Genomic DNA, 15,873 nt, shown 5'->3' with positions numbered 1-15,873 from the left:
GATGGCCCCACCGGACAACGACGTGCTCTGGGCACGTTCCCTGCGCTGCTCCCTCGGCGGCTCGGACGTGCTGACCGGCGTCTCCGTCGGCGTGCGCGAGGGCGAGATCCTCGCCCTCGTCGGCCCCCGCGGCAGCGGCAAGACCACCCTGATGCGCTGCCTGTCCGGGCAGACCGTCGCCCAGGAGGGCGAGGTCTGGTTCAACAGCGCACCCGTGCACACCATGAACACCGCCCAGCGCGAGCGGCTGCGCCGCGACCGCTTCGGCTGGATCGACCCCGAACCCGGACTCGTCCCCGAACTCAACGGCTGGGAGAACACCGCCCTGCCGCTCCTGCTGCGCGGGGTGTCCCACCGCGCCGCCCGGACCGCCGCCACCGAGTGGCTGGAGCGCCTCGACATCGGCGCCGCCGCCCGCAAGCGCCCGGCGGCGCTCACCCACCCGCAGCGCCAGCGCATCGCCATCGCCCGCGCCCTCGTCACCACGCCGTCCGTGCTCTTCGCCGACGAGCCGACCGCGACGCTGCACCGCGCCGACGGCGCGCAGGTGCTGCGCACCCTGACCGCCGCGGCCCGCTCGCACCGCATCACCGTGCTGCTCGCGACCCACGACCCCGAGGTCGCCGCGCTCGCCGACCGCACGGTGGCACTGCTCGACGGACGCCGCGTCGGCTCCGTAACGCCGGCCGACGGGGCGGAGGGCGTCACCGCGTGCTCGCTCTCCGTCTAGTCCGCGGCACCCACCCCGTCGTCCAGCTGCGCCGGCTCCTCGTCGCCGCGGCCGCCGCCGGAGTGGGCTTCCTGCTGCTGTGCGCCCTCGGCTACGCCGTCGGCCACCCGCGCAACTCCTCCGACGCCGTGCTGCGCCTGCTGTGGTGCGTGCTGCCGCTCGCCGCGACGGTGCAGTTCGCGGTGGCCGTGGCCCGCACCGACCCCAGCACCAGGCCGCGCCCCGGCCTGTCCGCGATCGGCCTCGGCCCGGGGCGGCTCACCGCCATCGCCGCGACCTCCACGGCCGTCGCCTGCACCCTCGGCTCCTCCGTCGCCCTGCTGGTCTACCTCCACCTGCGCGGCGACATCACCGGCCTGCCCTTCGACGGCGCCGCCGCCGAGCTGCTCGCCGCCGACCGGCCGGTCCCCCTCGCCGCGGCGCTCACCCTCCTCGCGATCGTGCCTGTCACCGCCGCCACCGCCGCCGGCCTCGCCCTGCGCCCGCGCAAGCCCGCCACCACCGAGCCCTCGCCCACCGCGGGACTGCCCTGGGGCGTGGCGCTGCTCGCCGTGGGCCTCGCCGTCGAGACGTACGCGGCCCGTGGCGACGGCGGCGGCGTCCTCGCGGGCTGGGTCCTCACCGCCGTCGGCCTCGCGATGATGGGCCCCGGCCTCACCCACGGGTGCGGCCGGCTGCTCCAGACCGTCCGCCCCGGCGCGGTCCGGCTCCTCGCCGGCCGCGTCCTGATGGACGAGTCCCGCCGCATCGGCCGGCCGCTCGGCGTGGTCTGCGCCGTGGGCTCCGGGGCGGTCGCCGGATACGCGGTCAACGGCGGCTCCCTCGGCCCGCTGACCTGGCTGGGCACCACCCTCGTCGTCGCCTGCACCACCGCGACCCTGCTCTCGGCGGCCCTGGAGTCCAAGCAGGCCCGCACCCACACCACCGAGGCCCTGCTCCGCCTCGGCGCGCCTCCCACGGTGCTGCGCACCACGGCCCTGCTGCGGGCCGGCGTCCTGCTCGCCGTGTTCGTCCCGCTCACCTGGGCGGTGGGCGCCCTGGCGGCGGTCCCGCTGCGCGGCTGACGCGGTCCACGACCGGACCCCCTGGGCCCCCGGCTGCGCGGCCGGTGGAGTGGCCCTCCCCCGCGCGACGGAGACGGTGACGACCGTGGGCCGACGCCGGGACAACCGCCGCCCGCCAGGCTCGTGCCATGACCACGAAGAACTGGCCCGCCCGGTCGGGCCCGGCCGCCCTGCTCTGGTCCCTGGCGTACGCGTCGGGCGCGGCCCTCGCCGCCGCCACCGGCCCGGCGTTCGGCTACGCGCTGCTCGGCAAGGGGACCGGTACGGGCTTCGAGGCGGCCACGGCCGCGCTGTACGGAGCCGCCGCGGTCCTCGCGTACGCGATGCTCCGGCGGCCGCACGGCCGATGGCTTGCGACGGCGGCCTGGGCCGTCGTCGGGCTCTGTGTGACCTCGGGCTTCGTCTTCCTCCTCAGCCCTCTGCACCTGCTGTTCTTCCTGTCGCGCAACCAGCCGCCGACCGACTGGGCGGCGCTCGCCAACCAGGCGTGCGCGGTGCTCGGGGCGGTGCTGTGGGCGGGCGCGGCCCTGGCCCACCGGCGCCGGCGGCTCGGCAGCTGTCCGCACTGCGGCGGACGCGCCCCGGCCGTGGCCACCGACGCCGGCCGCGCCGGACTGGTGGCCGTCGCCGCGCTCGTCCCCTACACGGCGCTGAAGACGGCCTGGGCCCTGGGCCTCACCTTCGGCTACACCGGGACCGGCCGGCCCGGCGCCGATCCGGAGTACACGAGCGACCTGGGGCTGTGGCTGTACGACCACGGGGTCGACGTCACCGCCGTCCTGGCGGTGCTCGGCATGGGTCTGGCACTGGCCCTGACCCGGCCGTGGGGCCGGCGGCTCCCCCGGCCGCCGCTGCTCGCTCTCGGCTGGGCCGGGGCGGCGGCGCTGGCCCCGTTCGGGCTGTTCCTGGCGGTGCTCGGCCTCCTCGCCGGGGCGGGAGTCGTCGAGTCGGGCCTGACCGACCACGCGCCGTGGGTGGTGGTCGTCGCCTACGGCGGCTTCTCCCTCTTCGGCCTGGCCCTCGGCCGGGCGACCCTCGGCTACCAGCGGAGCACCCGGAGCACCTGCGTCCACTGCCGGCCGCCCGGCAGTGCCCAGGGGATTGCAAGCCCGGCATGATCGGCGAGACACCCCGTGGGTTCTGTCCGGCCCTGGTCCGCCGGACGGAACCTAGGGGCTGTCCAGGACGACGACGTCCTCGGCCCGGAACTCCACGTCCACGTCCGTGCCCGCGTCCGGTGCGTCCCGCAGGGCGAACTCGGCCTCCAGCGGGGGACCCTCGGCCGGGCGGAGGGTCACGGCGACGTGGTCGCCGCGGAAGGTGCGGGAGGCGACGTGGCAGGCGAGGCCGTCGCCGGAGGCGGTGAGGCGGACGCCGGCCGGGCGGACGAGGAGGAGCCGTTCTCCCTGCGGGGAGCCGTCGGGGACGGGGATCTTGCCCCAGACGGTGTCGGCGGCCGTGCCGGTGACGGTGGCCGGGACGACGTTGTCGAAGCCGAGGAACCGGGCGACGAACGCGGAGGCCGGGGACCGCCACACGTCGAGGGGCGTTCCCGACTGGGCGATCCGCCCCTCGTTCATGACGACGACCCGGTCGGCGAGCGCGAAGGCCTCGCCCTGGTCGTGCGTGACGGCCAGCACCGTGGTGCCCAACTGCCGGAACAGTCTCCGGAGTTCGCCGACGAGCCGTTCCCGCAGACCGCGGTCGAGCTGGCCGAGCGGCTCGTCGAGCATGAGAAGGCGGGGGCGGGGCGCGAGGGCCCGCGCGAGCGCGACGCGCTGCTGCTCGCCGCCGGACAGCGCGGACACGGCCCGCCGCCCGGCACCGGGCAGGCCCACGAGGTCGAGCAGCTCCTCGACCCGGGCGGCCCGTTCGGCCTTGGCCACGCCGTGCATGCGCAGCCCGAAGGCGACGTTCCCGGCGACGTCCCGCTGCGGGAAGAGCTGGTGGTCCTGGAACATCAGGCCGACCCCGCGGCGGTGCACGGGCACACCGCTCTGGTCGACGCCGCCGAGCAGCACCCGTCCGCCGTCGAGCGCCTGCAGCCCGGCGACCGCCCGCAGCAGTGTCGACTTGCCGCTGCCGCTGGGCCCGAGCACGCACACGATCTCGTGGTCGGCGACCTCCAGGTCCATCGCGTCGAGGACGGCGCGGGCCCCGAAGCGTACGGTCGCGCCGGTCAGCGTCAGCATCAGAACTCTCCCGAGGTCCGGTCGGTGCGGAGCCGTTCCAGGAGCAGCAGGGACACCGCGCACACCACCATGAGAATCGTCGAAAGGGCCATGGCCTGGCCGTAGTTGAGCTCGCCCGGCCGCCCGAGGAGCCGGGCGACGGCGACCGGCAGGGTCGGGTTGTCGGGGCGGGCGATGAACACGGTCGCCCCGAACTCGCCGAGGGAGACGGCGAAGGCGAATCCGGCGGCGATGAGCAGGGCGCGCCGCACCAGCGGCAGGTCGACCTCGCGCCAGGCCCGCCACGGCGAGGCGCCGAGCACGGCGGCGGCTTCGCGGAGGCGTTCGTCGACCGCGCGCAGCACGGGCAGCATGGTGCGGACCACGAACGGCACGCCGACCAGGGCCTGGGCGAGCGGGACGAGGATCCACGCGGCCCGCAGGTCGAGCGGCGGCTCGTCGAGGGTGATGAGGAAGCCGAAGCCGACGGTGACGGCGGACACCCCGAGCGGCAGCATCAGCAGCGCGTCGAAGCCGCGGACCAGCCGCCCCGCACGCCGGGTGAGGGCCGCCGCCGCGAGGCCGCCGATGACGACGGCGATGCCGGTCGCGGCCAGCGCGTACTGCAGCGAGTTGACGATGGTGTCGGTCATCGGCACGAGGAAGGTGCCGTTGTCGTCGACGTGCTGCAGCGCCCGGTAGTAGTCGAGGCCGTAGCCTGCCGGAGTGGCGAACGAGCGCTCGACGAGGACGCCGAGCGGGGCGAGGACCAGCAGCGCGATCGACAGCAGGACGCCGCCGAACAGCGCCCACTGGCCGGCGCCGTGCGGCCGGCGGGCGGTGCGCTCGGCGGGGACCAGCTTCAGCGCGGTCTCCCGGCGGCGCACGGTCCGGGCGTGCACGGCGAGGATCACGGCGACGGCGACGAACTGCACCATCGTGAGGACGGCCGCCGTGGACAGCTGGAGCCGGTCGGCGGTCTGCCGGTAGATCTCGGTCTCCAGGGTGGAGTACGCGGGGCCGCCGAGGATCTGCACGATGCCGAAGGAGCTCGCGGTGAACAGGAACACCATGAGCGCGGCGGCGGCGACCGACGGGGCGACCGCGGGCAGCGTCACCGTGCGCCAGGCGCGCAGGCGGGAGGCGCCGAGGACCCGGGCGGCCTCTTCCTGGCGCGGGTCGAGCTGTGACCACAGGCCGCCGACGGTGCGGACGACGACCGCGTAGTTGAAGAAGACATGGGCGAGGAGGATCGCCCACACGGTGGTGTCGAGCCGTACCCCCCACCAGTCGTCGAGGAGGCCCCGGCGGCCGACGAGCGCGAGGAAGGCGGTGCCGACCATGACGGTGGGCAGCACGAACGGCACGGTGACCACGGCCCGCAGGATCCGCTTGCCGGGGAAGTCGAAGCGGGCGAAGACGTAAGCGCCGGGCAGCGCCACCAGCAGCGTGAGGGCCGTGGAGGCGAGCGCCTGCCACAGCGTGAACCACAGGACGTCCAGGATCTCCGGCCGGGTCAGCGTCTCGCCGAACCGGCCGAGCTCCCAGTGGCCGTCCGGCCTGAGCCCGCGCTCGACGATCGAGACCACGGGCCAGGCGAAGAACACGGCGAAGAAGACGACGGGCAGGGCCATCAGGCCCAGCCGCGCCGCGCTTCCCCGCCGGTCCGGGACGACTACTTCAGGACGAGCGAGGTCCACTGCTGGATCCACTGGTCACGGTTGTCGGCGATCTTCTTCGGCTCCATCGCGTAGGGCTGCTCGATCACCACGCCGTGCTTGGTGAACAGCTCCGGGAGCGTCGCGTCGTTCGTGACGGGGTTGACGAACATCTGGAGCGGCATGTCGTCCTGGAACTTCTTGGAGATCAGGAAGTCGATCAGCTTCTTGCCGCCCTCGGGGTTCTTCGCCCCGTTCAGCAGGCCCGCGAACTCCGTCTGCCGGAAGCAGGTGCCGGTGGACACACCGGTCGGCGCCACCGTGGGCTGCGGGTCGGCGTACAGCACCTCGACCGGCGGGGAGGAGGCGTAGGAGACGACGAGCGGACGGTCGCCCTTGGCCTTCCTGCCGCCGGCGGAGCCGGAGAACTCCTGGTTGTAGGCCAGCTCCCAGCTGTCGACGGTCTTCACACCGTTGGCCTTGAGCTTCTTCCAGTAGTCCTGCCACCCGGTGTCGCCGTACTTCGCGGCGGTGCCGAGGAGGAAGCCGAGGCCCGGGGAGGACCGCTCGGGGTTCTCGACGACGAGGAGGTCCTTGTACGCCGGCTTCGCCAGGTCGTCGAAGGTCTGCGGCGGGGCCAGCTTCCTGTCGGCGAAGTACTGCTTGTCGTAGTTGACGCAGATGTCGCCGGAGTCGATCGGCGTGACCCGGTGCTGCTCCTTGTCGAGCTGCAGCGCGGCCGGGATCCGGTCCAGGCCCTTCGCCTCGTACGGGACGAAGATGCCGTTGTCGAGGGCGCGGGACAGCAGGGTGTTGTCGACGCCGAAGAACACGTCGCCCTGCGGGGAGCCCTTGGTCAGGATCTCCTTGTTGACCGCCTCGCCGGCGTCGCCGCTCTTGAGCACCTTGACCGTGAGACCGGTCTGCCTGGTGAACTCGGCGAGCACCTCCTTGGAGGCGTTGAACGAGTCGTGGCTGACGAGGGTGACGGTCTTCGGCGCGGGCGTGTCCGTCTTCCCGGCCGCGTCCCTGACGTCGTCGGTGCCGCAGGCGGCGAGGGTGCCGATGCCGAGCGCCGCGGCGAGCGCGGCGGCGGCCGCCTTCCTGGTGTTCACGTGAATGTCCTCCTGGGTGTGACCAGAAGGAGACGCGGCCCTGCCCGCGCCGGGGAACACCGGGCGCGGGCAGGGCGCAACAGCTCGAGTTACGACCGAACTTCCTACCCAGAATGACCTGGGCGAGGTTCAGAGGGTCTGCGGTCGCTGTGCCTGGCTCTGGCCAGGCAGGTCACCGCACTCTCAGCGCTGTGGCGCTCCCCTGTCGGAATATGCAGATGTGTTCGAGCTCAGAGTACAAGGTCAGCGTTCGGCGGCGGCCAGCTGTCCACAGGCACCGTCGATCTCCTGTCCGCGGGTGTCACGGACGGTGACGGGCACGCCGTGGGCGGCGATGGCCTCGATGAACGCCTTCTCGTCCTCGGGGCGGGACGCGGTCCACTTGGAGCCGGGCGTCGGGTTCAGCGGGATCAGGTTCACGTGCACCCGCTTGCCCTTGAGCAGCCGGCCCAGCAGGTCGCCGCGCCAGGCCTGGTCGTTGATGTCGCGGATCAGGGCGTACTCGATGGAGATCCGGCGTCCGGACTTCTCCGCGTACTCCCAGGCCGCGTCGAGGACCTCCCGGACCTTCCAGCGGGTGTTCACGGGCACGAGGGTGTCGCGCAGCTCGTCGTCCGGCGCGTGCAGCGACACCGCGAGCCGGCACTTGAAGCCCTCGTCCGCGAACCGCAGCATCGCCGGCACCAGGCCGACGGTGGACACCGTGATGCCGCGCTGCGACAGGCCGAGACCGTCCGGCTCGGGGTCGGTCAGCCGCCGGATCGCCCCGACCACCCGCTTGTAGTTCGCGAGCGGCTCGCCCATCCCCATGAAGACGATGTTGCTCAGCCGCGCCGGACCACCGGGCACCTCGCCGTCACGCAGCGCGCGCATGCCGTCGACGATCTGGTGCACGATCTCGGCGGTCGACAGGTTCCGGTCGAGCCCGGCCTGGCCGGTCGCGCAGAACGGGCAGTTCATGCCGCAGCCGGCCTGCGAGGAGATGCACATGGTCACCCGGTCCGGGTAGCGCATGAGCACCGACTCCACGAGCGTGCCGTCGTGCAGCCGCCACAGCGTCTTACGGGTGGTGTCGTCGTCGCACGAGACGTGCCGCACCACCGACATCAGATCGGGCAGCAGCTCCCCCGCGAGCTTCTCGCGCGCCGCGGCGGGGATGTCGGTCCACTCCGCCGGGTCGTGCGCGTACCGCGCGAAGTAGTGCGTGGACAGCTGCTTGGCGCGAAACGGCTTCTCGCCGATCGCGGCGACCGCCTCCTTGCGCTCAGCGGGCGTGAGGTCGGCGAGGTGCCGCGGGGGCTGCTTGGCTCCGCGCGGGGCGACGAAAGTGAGTTCTCCGGGCTTGGGCATGGTCCTACCAGTGTCGCAGACCGCGGCCGGTGTCCAAGAGCCGAAGGCGGCCGGCCGTCACGGCCGTGCCCGGCCGGGCTGCGTCCCCGGGATCCGGGAGGTGAAGAACAGCGCGACGACGGACGCGCCGGCGAGGATCGCGAGGGCCGCGCGCAGGCCGTCGAGACGGGCGGCGGCGTTCGCGTCGAGGGCGGCGTCCGCGACCGCGGGGTCGACGCCCGCCTCGTCCAGGGCGTCCGAGAGCTGGGCGTCCGACAGGAACGGGATGCCGCTCTGGAGCTCCACGGAGGCCCGGCTCTTCACCTCGGCGGGGATCGCCGGGTTCTGGTCGACGCTCGTCAGGAACGACGAGGTGAGCACGGCGATCATGATCGACCCGGCGAGCGCCGTACCGATGGAGGCGCCGAGATTGGTGACGGAGTTCTGCAGACCGCCGACCCGGGCGCTCTCCTCGTCGGGGACGGCGGAGACGGTGACCGCCCCCAGCTGGGACGCCAGCGCGCCCATGCCGAGCCCGATGAGCAGCAGCGGCAGGGTGACGACCTCCGCCCCCGCGTCCGCGTCCAGGGCGGCCATCAGGACGACCGCCCCCGCGAGCAGGGCGAACACGCCGAGCCGCACCACCCGGCGCGGGGAGACGTCGGGGAAGAAGCGCGGGATCAGCAGCGCGGCCGCGAGCAGGGTCACCGACAGCGGCAGGATGTGGGCACCGGTCGACAGCGCCGACAGACCGAGGGCCACGGAGAGGTACAGCGGGACGAGGAAGAACACGCCCATCTGCACCAGGTACTGGAAGAAGAACATGGTCAGTCCGCCGGTCAGCTGCCGGTTCCGCAGCATCGCCGGGTCCACCAGCGGGTCCCCGCCGCCGCGGGCGAGCCGGGCCTCCCAGCGCAGGAAGAACCAGAGCAGCAGCAGACCGGCGAGCACCAGCCACACGGTCGGGGAGACACCGAGCCAGGCGGGCGCGTCGGGCTTGGGCCGCACCCAGCCCCACGCGCCGGCCCGCAGCACGCCGTAGACGAAGGCCCCCAGACCGGCGGCGGACAGGAACGCGCCGAACAGGTCGAGCCGCGGCGGCTCGGTGACCGGCGCGTCGGCGATGCGGCGGGCAAAAACGAGGATGACGAGGACGAGCAGCACCTCGCCGGCGAAGACCCAGCGCCAGGAGAAGTAGGTCGTGGCGAGACCGCCGATCAGCGGCCCGAGCGCGATGGCGACGGCTCCGGCGGCCGCCACCACGCCGTACGCGGCCGGGCGCCGCTCCGTCGGGAAGTTCCCGGCCACCAGGGCCACGATCGCGGGCATGATGAGCGCCGCGCCGACACCCTCCAGGAACGACCAGCCGATCAGCAGGACGGTCAGGTTCGGCGCGAGGGCCGTGGTGAGCGATCCGCAGCCGTACACGAGACAGCCGATCATGAAGGCGCGCTTGCGGCCGATCAGCGCCCCGACCGTGCCGCCGGGAATCATCAGCATCGCCATCACCAGCGTGTACGCGGTGATCGCGCCCTGGATCCCGGTGACCGTGGTGCCCACGTCCTCGGCGACCGTCGCGATGGACACGTTCATGACGGAGCTGTCGAGCGCCATCAGGAACTGCCCGGCCGCCAGGGTCAGCAGGACGCCACCGGCCCGGGCCGGCTTCGGGTCCGGATCTGCCTTCGCTGTCATGGTCCGATGCCTGCCCTCGCGGACCCGCCGGGGCGACGGCCCCGCCGCCGACGTCCCCCGCTTGGCCTACGCCGAAGGGCCCGCCGCCCCAGGGGGACGACGGGCCCTGCCCGGCCGGGCCGGTCAGCCGCTGCCGACGAAGACCACCATCAGCAGCCACACCACCGGCGCCGTCGGCAGCAGCGAGTCCAGGCGGTCCATGATCCCGCCGTGCCCCGGCAGCAGCGTGCCCATGTCCTTGATGCCGAGATCACGCTTGATCATCGACTCGCCCAGATCGCCCAGCGTCGCACTCGCCGCGACCGCGAGACCGAGCAGCAGACCCTGCCACCACGTGCCGTCGTCGATCATGAACTGCATGCACAGCGCGCCCGCCGCCATCGCGAACGCGACCGCCCCCAGCAGACCCTCCCGCGTCTTCCCGGGACTGATCCGCGGCGCCAGCTTGTGCTTGCCGAACCGCCAGCCGACCGCGTACGCGCCCGTGTCGCTGACCACCGTCAGCAGCAGGAACGTCAGCACCCGCTGCGGACCGTCGTCCGCGGTCAGCAGCAGCGCCACGAACGTCGCCAGGAACGGCACGTAGAACGCGGCGAACACACCCGCCGTGACGTCCTTCAGATAGCCCTCGGGCGGCTCCGTCATCCGCCACACGAGGACGGCCAGCGCCGTGAGCGCCATCGCCACCCACGCGCCCTCCGCACCCCGCACGTACCCGGCGACGACCATCGCCGCGCCGCCGACCGCGAGCGGCACCAGCGGCGCCTTGATGCCCTTGCGCTCCTGGAGACGCGAGGTCAGCTCCCACAGGCCGACCACCACGGCGACCGCTATCACCCCGACGAACGCCGGCTTCCAGATGAACAGCGACGCGATGATGACCGCGCCGAGCCCCACGCCGACCCCTATCGCCGCACCCAGGTCACGGCCCGCGCTCTTCTTCTGCCGCGGCTGCTGCCGGGGCGAAGGAGCGTGCGGCGGCTGGGAGGGGCTGGACATGGGCTCCTGCGGGGGCTCGTGCGGCGGGTGCTCGTGCGGCGTCTCGTCACGGAACAGGGGACCGCTCGGCAGAGCGGCCCCCCGGTCGTGATCGTCCTGGTTGTCGCCGGCGGGAACGTCGGACACGATGGGCATGGGCCGAGTCTGCGCCGCCTGCCGCCCGTCGTAGGCGGGACCCGCCGGGGCAGGCCCCTGGTCGGGTCCCCCGAAGCCGGATCCGGCCGGGGACCTCCAGGATGAGTCGTTCATCAGACCTCGAGGAGCTCGGCTTCCTTGTGCTTCAGCAGCTCGTCCACCTGCGCCACGTACTTCGCGGTGAGGTCGTCGAGCTCCTTCTCCGCGCGGCGGCCCTCGTCCTCACCGACCTCGCCGTCCTTGACGAACTTGTCGATGGTCTCCTTGGCCTTGCGGCGCACCGAGCGGATCGAGATCTTGGAGTCCTCGGCCTTGCCCTTGGCGACCTTGATGTAGTCGCGGCGGCGCTCCTCCGTCAGCTCCGGGAACGTCACCCGGATGATGTTGCCGTCGTTGCTCGGGTTGACGCCGAGGTCCGAGTCGCGGATGGCCTGCTCGATGTTGCGCAGCGCGCTCTTGTCGAACGGCGTCACCACGGCCATGCGCGGCTCCGGCACGGAGAACGACGCCAGCTGGTTGATGGGGGTCAGGGCACCGTAGTAGTCCGCCACGATCTTGTTGAACATCGCCGGGTGCGCACGGCCCGTACGGATCGCGGCGAAGTCCTCCTTGGCGACCACGACGGCCTTCTCCATCTTCTCCTCGGCCTCGAGGAGGGTCTCTTCGATCACCACTAGCTCCTGCGTGTCGTCGCGTTGTGTCCTGCACGGTGTACGACCGGCAGGGCTCTGTCCATCCCCCTCGCGGGGACCGTCCCCCTGACGGGGTGCGGCCCCCTCGCGGGGCGGTTCCCGGTTCGGGTCAGGCCCGGGTGCCCTGGTCGCTCACGAGCGTGCCGATCTTCTCACCCTTCACCGCGCGAGCGATATTGCCCTCGGCGAGCAGCTCGAACACGAGGATCGGAAGGGTGTTGTCCCGGCACAGGGTGATGGCGGTGGCGTCGGCGACCTTCAGATCGCGGGACAGCACCTCGCCGTACTCCAGCGCGTCGAACTTGACCGCGTCCGGGTTGGTCTTCGGGTCGGAGTCGTACACGCCGTCGACACCGTTCTTGCCCATGAGCAGGGCCTCGGCGTCGATCTCCAGGGCACGCTGGGCAGCGGTCGTGTCCGTGGAGAAGTACGGCATGCCCATACCGGCGCCGAAGATGACCACGCGGCCCTTCTCCAGGTGGCGCACGGCCCGCAGCGGAATGTACGGCTCGGCGACCTGGCCCATGGTGATGGCGGTCTGGACGCGCGAGTCGATGCCCTCCTTCTCCAGGAAGTCCTGGAGGGCGAGGCAGTTCATCACGGTGCCGAGCATGCCCATGTAGTCGGAGCGGGCCCGGTCCATGCCGCGCTGCTGGAGCTCGGCGCCACGGAAGAAGTTGCCGCCGCCGATCACGATCGCGATCTGGGCGCCGTCGCGGACGACGGCGGCGATCTCGCGCGCGATGGCGTGCACGACATCCGGGTCGACTCCGAGGCCGGTGCCTCCGGAGAAAGCCTCACCGGACAGCTTCAGCATGAAGCGGCCGGCCTTTTTGCCGTTGTTGTCGTCGCCCTGTGCGGCGCCCTGATTCATGGGGATCTCCTCGTGCACATACGAAGAAGGCCATTGCCTGGGGTCCTTGCGGTGTCCCGTACGGCAATGGCCTCCTCGTCAGATCTGCGGCCGTCCCGCGCGCACGCGAGCGGCTGCTTCAGACCCTACCGGGGTCCGGTGTCCGTTGCGTACGGACTCAGATGCCGACCTTGATGCGGGTGAAGCGCTTCAGGGTGACGCCGGCCTCGTCCAGGATCTGCTTGACGGTCTTCTTGTTGTCAAGGGCGTACGGCTGACCGAGCAGCGTGGCGTCCTTGAAGAAGCCGTTGACGCGACCCTCGACGATCTTCGCGATCGCGGCCTCGGGCTTGCCCTCGGCGCGGGTGGTCTCCTCGGCGATGCGGCGCTCGGACTCGACGACGTCGGCCGGGACGTCGTCCTTGTCCAGGTACTTCGGGGCGAACGCGGCGATGTGCTGCGCGACACCCTTGGCGACCTCGGCGTTCTCCTTGTCGAGCTCGACGAGGACACCGATCTGCGGCGGCAGGTCCGGCATGGTGCGGTGCATGTACGCGAAGACGAAGCCGTCGGCGTACTGCGCGAAGCGGTCGAGGACGATCTTCTCGCCGAGGTTGGCGTTGGCCTCGTCGACGAACGCCTGGACGGTCTTGCCGGCCTCGATCTCGGAGGCGAGCAGCGCGTCGATGTCCGCCGGGGTGGTGGCGGCGACGTGCTCGGCCAGCTTGTTGGCGACGGCGAGGAACTTGTCACCCTTGGCGACGAAGTCCGTCTCGCACTTCAGCTCGACCAGGACACCGGAGGTGTTGTCGTCGGCGATGAGGGAGACCACGGCGCCGTTCTCGGCGGAGCGGCCCTCGCGCTTGGCGACACCCTTCTGGCCCTTGATGCGCAGGGCCTCGACGGCCTTGTCGACGTCGCCGTCGGCCTCGTCCAGGGCCTTCTTGCAGTCCATCATGCCGGCGCCGGTGAGCTCGCGGAGCTTCTTGACGTCAGCGGCGGTGTAGTTCGCCATGAGTCTGTTTCTCTCTCGAAGTCTGAAAGATCGGGCGGGTCCACGGGTGGACGGCGGAGGCTTCGTGGGCCCCCGCCGTCGTCACCCGAAGGTCCTGAGGGACCGGAAGGGTCAGGCCTGCTCGGCGTCGGCGGCCGGCGCCTCGGCAGCCGGGGCCTCAGCGGCCGGGGCCTCGGCGGCGGCCGGGGCCTCGTCAGCCTTCTTCTCACCCTCGAGCAGGTCGCGCTCCCACTCGGCGAGCGGCTCGCCCGCGGCCTTCTCGCCCGGCTTCTGGTCGCCGGTCGCGGCGCCGGAACGGGCGATGAGGCCCTCGGCGACGGCGTCGGCGATCACGCGGGTGAGCAGGGTGACGGAGCGGATCGCGTCGTCGTTGCCCGGGATCTTGTAGTCGACCTCGTCGGGGTCGCAGTTGGTGTCGAGGATCGCGACGACCGGGATGTGGAGCTTGCGCGCCTCACCGACGGCGATGTGCTCCTTCTTGGTGTCGACGATCCAGACGGCGCTCGGCACCTTCTGCATCTCGCGGATACCACCGAGGGTCTTCTCCAGCTTGGCCTTCTCGCGGGAGAGGACCAGGAGCTCCTTCTTGGTGAGGCCGGAGGCGGCCACGTCCTCGAAGTCGATCTGCTCGAGCTCCTTGAGGCGCTGCAGACGCTTGTAGACGGTCGAGAAGTTGGTGAGCATGCCGCCCAGCCAGCGCTGGTTGACGTACGGCATGCCGACGCGGGTCGCCTGCTCGGCGATGGCCTCCTGCGCCTGCTTCTTCGTACCGACGAACATGATGGAGCCGCCGTGGGCGACGGTCTCCTTGACGAACTCGTAGGCGCGGTCGATGTACGACAGCGACTGGAGCAGGTCGATGATGTAGATGCCGTTGCGCTCGGTGAAGATGAAGCGCTTCATCTTCGGGTTCCAGCGACGGGTCTGGTGACCGAAGTGGACGCCGCTCTCCAGCAGCTCCCGCATCGTGACGACGGCCATGGCCGTATCTCCTTGAGTTGATCGGTTGTGTCCTGACGCCCCAACGCGCCGTGCCACAAGGGACCGATCGGCGCTGCCACCCGCCGGAGAGACCGGTGGCGGGGCGTGCGAAGTCGACCCGGTGACCCGGGTCGCCATGGAAAGTGTACGGGACCCCGACGGCACCGGGTGACGGCACTGTCCACAACCCGGCAGTTGTCCACAGATTCCGGTGATGCCCGTCACGACCCCAGCCGCCCGGGCAACCTGCACCCATGAACCTTCACCTCGCGCCCGCCGCGACACTGCTGCTCACCCTGGTCACCGCGATCTGGCCGGTGGGCCCGCCCCGCCCCGAACTGCTGCGCGGCTGGGAGCCACCCCCCGGCCCCTACGCCGCGGGCCACCGCGGCATCGACCTCGCCGCCCCACCGGGCACCCCGGTCCGCGCCCCCGCCGCCGGCACGATCACCTTCGCGGGCCCCGTCGCCGGCCACGGCGTCCTCACCCTCACCCTCCCGGACACCGGCACACCGCCCCTGCGCACCACCTACGGCCCGGTGGCCCCCCTCGTCCGCCCGGGCACGGCCGTCCACGCGGGCGACGTCATCGCACACGTCGCGGACCAGGGCGACCACTGCCCGCGCAGCTGCCTCCACTGGGGCCTGCTGCGCGGCGACACCTATCTGAACCCGCTGACCCTGATCGGCGGACGAACCCCGAGACTGCTGCCGGTCTGGGGGCAACCACTTGGGTAGAGCGGAGCGGGCCTGGGGGCGTGGAGGCGGGGGCGGGGGCGGGGGCGGGGGGGGAGGCCCCCAAAGGTCGAGGGAAGCCGAGCCGGCGGGGGCGAAGGCGGAACCAGCGGCTCAGGCGCCGCGAACGCCGCCCAGGGCCATCGAGACCGCCGCTTCCGCGATGGTCGCCGGGTCCTCGGCCGCGCCGAGTTCGATACGGCGGACGGCGGCGTCGACGACGCCCTGGAGGAGCATGGCTTCCAGGCGGGGCTGGGGGCGGCCCAGGTCGGTGAGGGCTTCGACGATCATGGTGACCAGGCCGCCGTGGGCGGCGCGGATCTTCTCGCGGGCGCCGTCGTCGAGCTCGCTCGCGGAGATCGCGACCACCGCGCGGTGGCGCCGGTCCCCCACCAGCTCCAGCTGGGTGCGGACGTACGCCTCGACCTTGCCCTCGGCCGTGTCGGCGGCGGCCATGGCGCTCTCGACCTCGGCGGCCCAGACGGGGAAGTCGACGGCGCACAGCTCCTCGACCACGGCGGCCCGGGAGCGGAAGTACTCGTAGACGGAGGAGCGGGCGAGGCCCGTGCGCTCGGCGAGGGCGGGGAAGGTCAGCGCCTCCGTTCCGCCTTCGGACAGCAGGGAACGCGCGGCGTCGAGCAGGGCGCCGCGCTGCATGGTCCGGTGCTCGGCCACGGAGGCCGCTCGAATCCTGGGCACGGG

15 protein-coding genes and 1 riboswitch are annotated in these 15,873 nt (G+C 72.3%); of the genes, 4 read left to right on the top strand and 11 right to left on the bottom strand.

The features are described 5' to 3' along the window. The first annotated feature begins 1 nt into the window (after window position 1). From ACFVGS_RS15540 to ACFVGS_RS15530, 3 genes are all read left to right on the top strand, one after another. On the top strand, window positions 2-730 hold the full coding sequence (locus tag ACFVGS_RS15540) for an ABC transporter ATP-binding protein (protein WP_384421862.1): 729 nt from the start codon (window positions 2-4) through the stop codon (window positions 728-730). Beyond that, window positions 712-1,794, top strand: coding sequence for a hypothetical protein (locus tag ACFVGS_RS15535; RefSeq protein WP_385692708.1), 1,083 nt, complete (start codon window positions 712-714; stop codon window positions 1,792-1,794). Before ACFVGS_RS15540 ends, ACFVGS_RS15535 begins: the two co-directional genes overlap by 19 nt. Before the next feature lie 128 nt (window positions 1,795-1,922). Further along, window positions 1,923-2,912, top strand: coding sequence for a hypothetical protein (locus tag ACFVGS_RS15530; protein WP_385692707.1), 990 nt, complete (start codon window positions 1,923-1,925; stop codon window positions 2,910-2,912). A 51-nt stretch (window positions 2,913-2,963) separates the two neighbouring features. Here ACFVGS_RS15530 and ACFVGS_RS15525 read toward each other — a convergent pair whose 3' ends face one another. The 10 genes from ACFVGS_RS15525 to rpsB all read right to left on the bottom strand — a co-directional run bounded on the left by ACFVGS_RS15525 (window position 2,964) and on the right by rpsB (window position 14,437). After that, on the bottom strand, window positions 2,964-3,986 hold the full coding sequence (locus ACFVGS_RS15525; protein WP_385692706.1) for an ABC transporter ATP-binding protein: 1,023 nt from the start codon (window positions 3,984-3,986) through the stop codon (window positions 2,964-2,966). After that, a complete protein-coding gene (locus ACFVGS_RS15520; RefSeq protein WP_385692725.1) occupies window positions 3,986-5,599 on the bottom strand; it encodes an ABC transporter permease in 1,614 nt (537 codons plus the stop codon). Before ACFVGS_RS15520 ends, ACFVGS_RS15525 begins: the two co-directional genes overlap by 1 nt. A 41-nt stretch (window positions 5,600-5,640) precedes the next feature. Further along, complete coding sequence (locus tag ACFVGS_RS15515) at window positions 5,641-6,738, bottom strand: thiamine ABC transporter substrate binding subunit (RefSeq protein ID WP_384421853.1); 1,098 nt, start codon at window positions 6,736-6,738, stop codon at window positions 5,641-5,643. A gap of 83 nt (window positions 6,739-6,821) precedes the next feature. After that, window positions 6,822-6,952: riboswitch (TPP riboswitch) on the bottom strand. A 29-nt stretch (window positions 6,953-6,981) separates the two neighbouring features. Then, complete coding sequence (gene rlmN / locus ACFVGS_RS15510; protein ID WP_384421851.1) at window positions 6,982-8,088, bottom strand: 23S rRNA (adenine(2503)-C(2))-methyltransferase RlmN; 1,107 nt, start codon at window positions 8,086-8,088, stop codon at window positions 6,982-6,984. 57 nt (window positions 8,089-8,145) lie between these two features. Beyond that, complete coding sequence (locus tag ACFVGS_RS15505) at window positions 8,146-9,762, bottom strand: MFS transporter (RefSeq protein ID WP_385692705.1); 1,617 nt, start codon at window positions 9,760-9,762, stop codon at window positions 8,146-8,148. A gap of 123 nt (window positions 9,763-9,885) precedes the next feature. Continuing rightward, a complete protein-coding gene (locus tag ACFVGS_RS15500; RefSeq protein WP_384421847.1) occupies window positions 9,886-11,010 on the bottom strand; it encodes a phosphatidate cytidylyltransferase in 1,125 nt (374 codons plus the stop codon). Continuing rightward, entirely contained in the window at window positions 11,010-11,567 is a 558-nt protein-coding gene (frr, locus tag ACFVGS_RS15495; protein WP_384421845.1) for a ribosome recycling factor, read from the bottom strand. The genes ACFVGS_RS15500 and frr overlap by 1 nt, the downstream gene beginning before the upstream one ends. Window positions 11,568-11,697: 130 nt before the next feature. Next, window positions 11,698-12,462: a UMP kinase gene (gene pyrH / locus ACFVGS_RS15490; protein ID WP_356699840.1), complete on the bottom strand. Its 765-nt coding sequence runs from the start codon at window positions 12,460-12,462 to the stop codon at window positions 11,698-11,700. Between the two features lie 157 nt (window positions 12,463-12,619). Then, window positions 12,620-13,456: a translation elongation factor Ts gene (gene tsf / locus ACFVGS_RS15485; protein WP_384421841.1), complete on the bottom strand. Its 837-nt coding sequence runs from the start codon at window positions 13,454-13,456 to the stop codon at window positions 12,620-12,622. Window positions 13,457-13,567: 111 nt separating this feature from the next. Then, window positions 13,568-14,437: a 30S ribosomal protein S2 gene (rpsB, locus tag ACFVGS_RS15480; protein WP_384421839.1), complete on the bottom strand. Its 870-nt coding sequence runs from the start codon at window positions 14,435-14,437 to the stop codon at window positions 13,568-13,570. Window positions 14,438-14,691: 254 nt separating this feature from the next. Between rpsB and ACFVGS_RS15475 the strand changes: the two genes are divergently transcribed. Then, window positions 14,692-15,174, top strand: coding sequence for a M23 family metallopeptidase (locus ACFVGS_RS15475; RefSeq protein WP_385692704.1), 483 nt, complete (start codon window positions 14,692-14,694; stop codon window positions 15,172-15,174). A 111-nt stretch (window positions 15,175-15,285) separates the two neighbouring features. Here ACFVGS_RS15475 and ACFVGS_RS15470 read toward each other — a convergent pair whose 3' ends face one another. Then, the gene (locus ACFVGS_RS15470) at window positions 15,286-15,846 is read right to left on the bottom strand and encodes a TetR/AcrR family transcriptional regulator (RefSeq protein ID WP_384421871.1); all 561 of its coding nucleotides are present in this window, start codon (window positions 15,844-15,846) and stop codon (window positions 15,286-15,288) included. Window positions 15,847-15,873: the final 27 nt, after the last annotated feature.

It is taken from the genome of Streptomyces sp. NPDC127114 (assembly GCF_042677525.1).
GTDB lineage: Bacteria > Actinomycetota > Actinomycetes > Streptomycetales > Streptomycetaceae > Streptomyces.
The sequence above is the reverse complement of the archived record's forward strand: the minus strand, read 5'-3'. Positions and strand labels throughout refer to the sequence as shown.

Bases quoted from the DNA above. Each gene is read 5' to 3' on its own strand.
- ACFVGS_RS15520 (WP_385692725.1), bottom strand. From the start codon at position 5,599: ATGGCCCTGCCCGTCGTCTTCTTCGCCGTGTTCTTCGCCTGGCCCGTG.
- ACFVGS_RS15530 (WP_385692707.1), top strand. From the start codon at position 1,923: ATGACCACGAAGAACTGGCCCGCCCGGTCGGGCCCGGCCGCCCTGCTC.
- ACFVGS_RS15525 (WP_385692706.1), bottom strand. From the start codon at position 3,986: ATGCTGACGCTGACCGGCGCGACCGTACGCTTCGGGGCCCGCGCCGTC.
- ACFVGS_RS15540 (WP_384421862.1), top strand. From the start codon at position 2: ATGGCCCCACCGGACAACGACGTGCTCTGGGCACGTTCCCTGCGCTGC.
- ACFVGS_RS15500 (WP_384421847.1), bottom strand. From the start codon at position 11,010: ATGAACGACTCATCCTGGAGGTCCCCGGCCGGATCCGGCTTCGGGGGA.
- rpsB (WP_384421839.1), bottom strand. From the start codon at position 14,437: ATGGCCGTCGTCACGATGCGGGAGCTGCTGGAGAGCGGCGTCCACTTC.
- tsf (WP_384421841.1), bottom strand. From the start codon at position 13,456: ATGGCGAACTACACCGCCGCTGACGTCAAGAAGCTCCGCGAGCTCACC.
- ACFVGS_RS15505 (WP_385692705.1), bottom strand. From the start codon at position 9,762: ATGACAGCGAAGGCAGATCCGGACCCGAAGCCGGCCCGGGCCGGTGGC.
- rlmN (WP_384421851.1), bottom strand. From the start codon at position 8,088: ATGCCCAAGCCCGGAGAACTCACTTTCGTCGCCCCGCGCGGAGCCAAG.
- pyrH (WP_356699840.1), bottom strand. From the start codon at position 12,462: ATGAATCAGGGCGCCGCACAGGGCGACGACAACAACGGCAAAAAGGCC.
- ACFVGS_RS15475 (WP_385692704.1), top strand. From the start codon at position 14,692: ATGAACCTTCACCTCGCGCCCGCCGCGACACTGCTGCTCACCCTGGTC.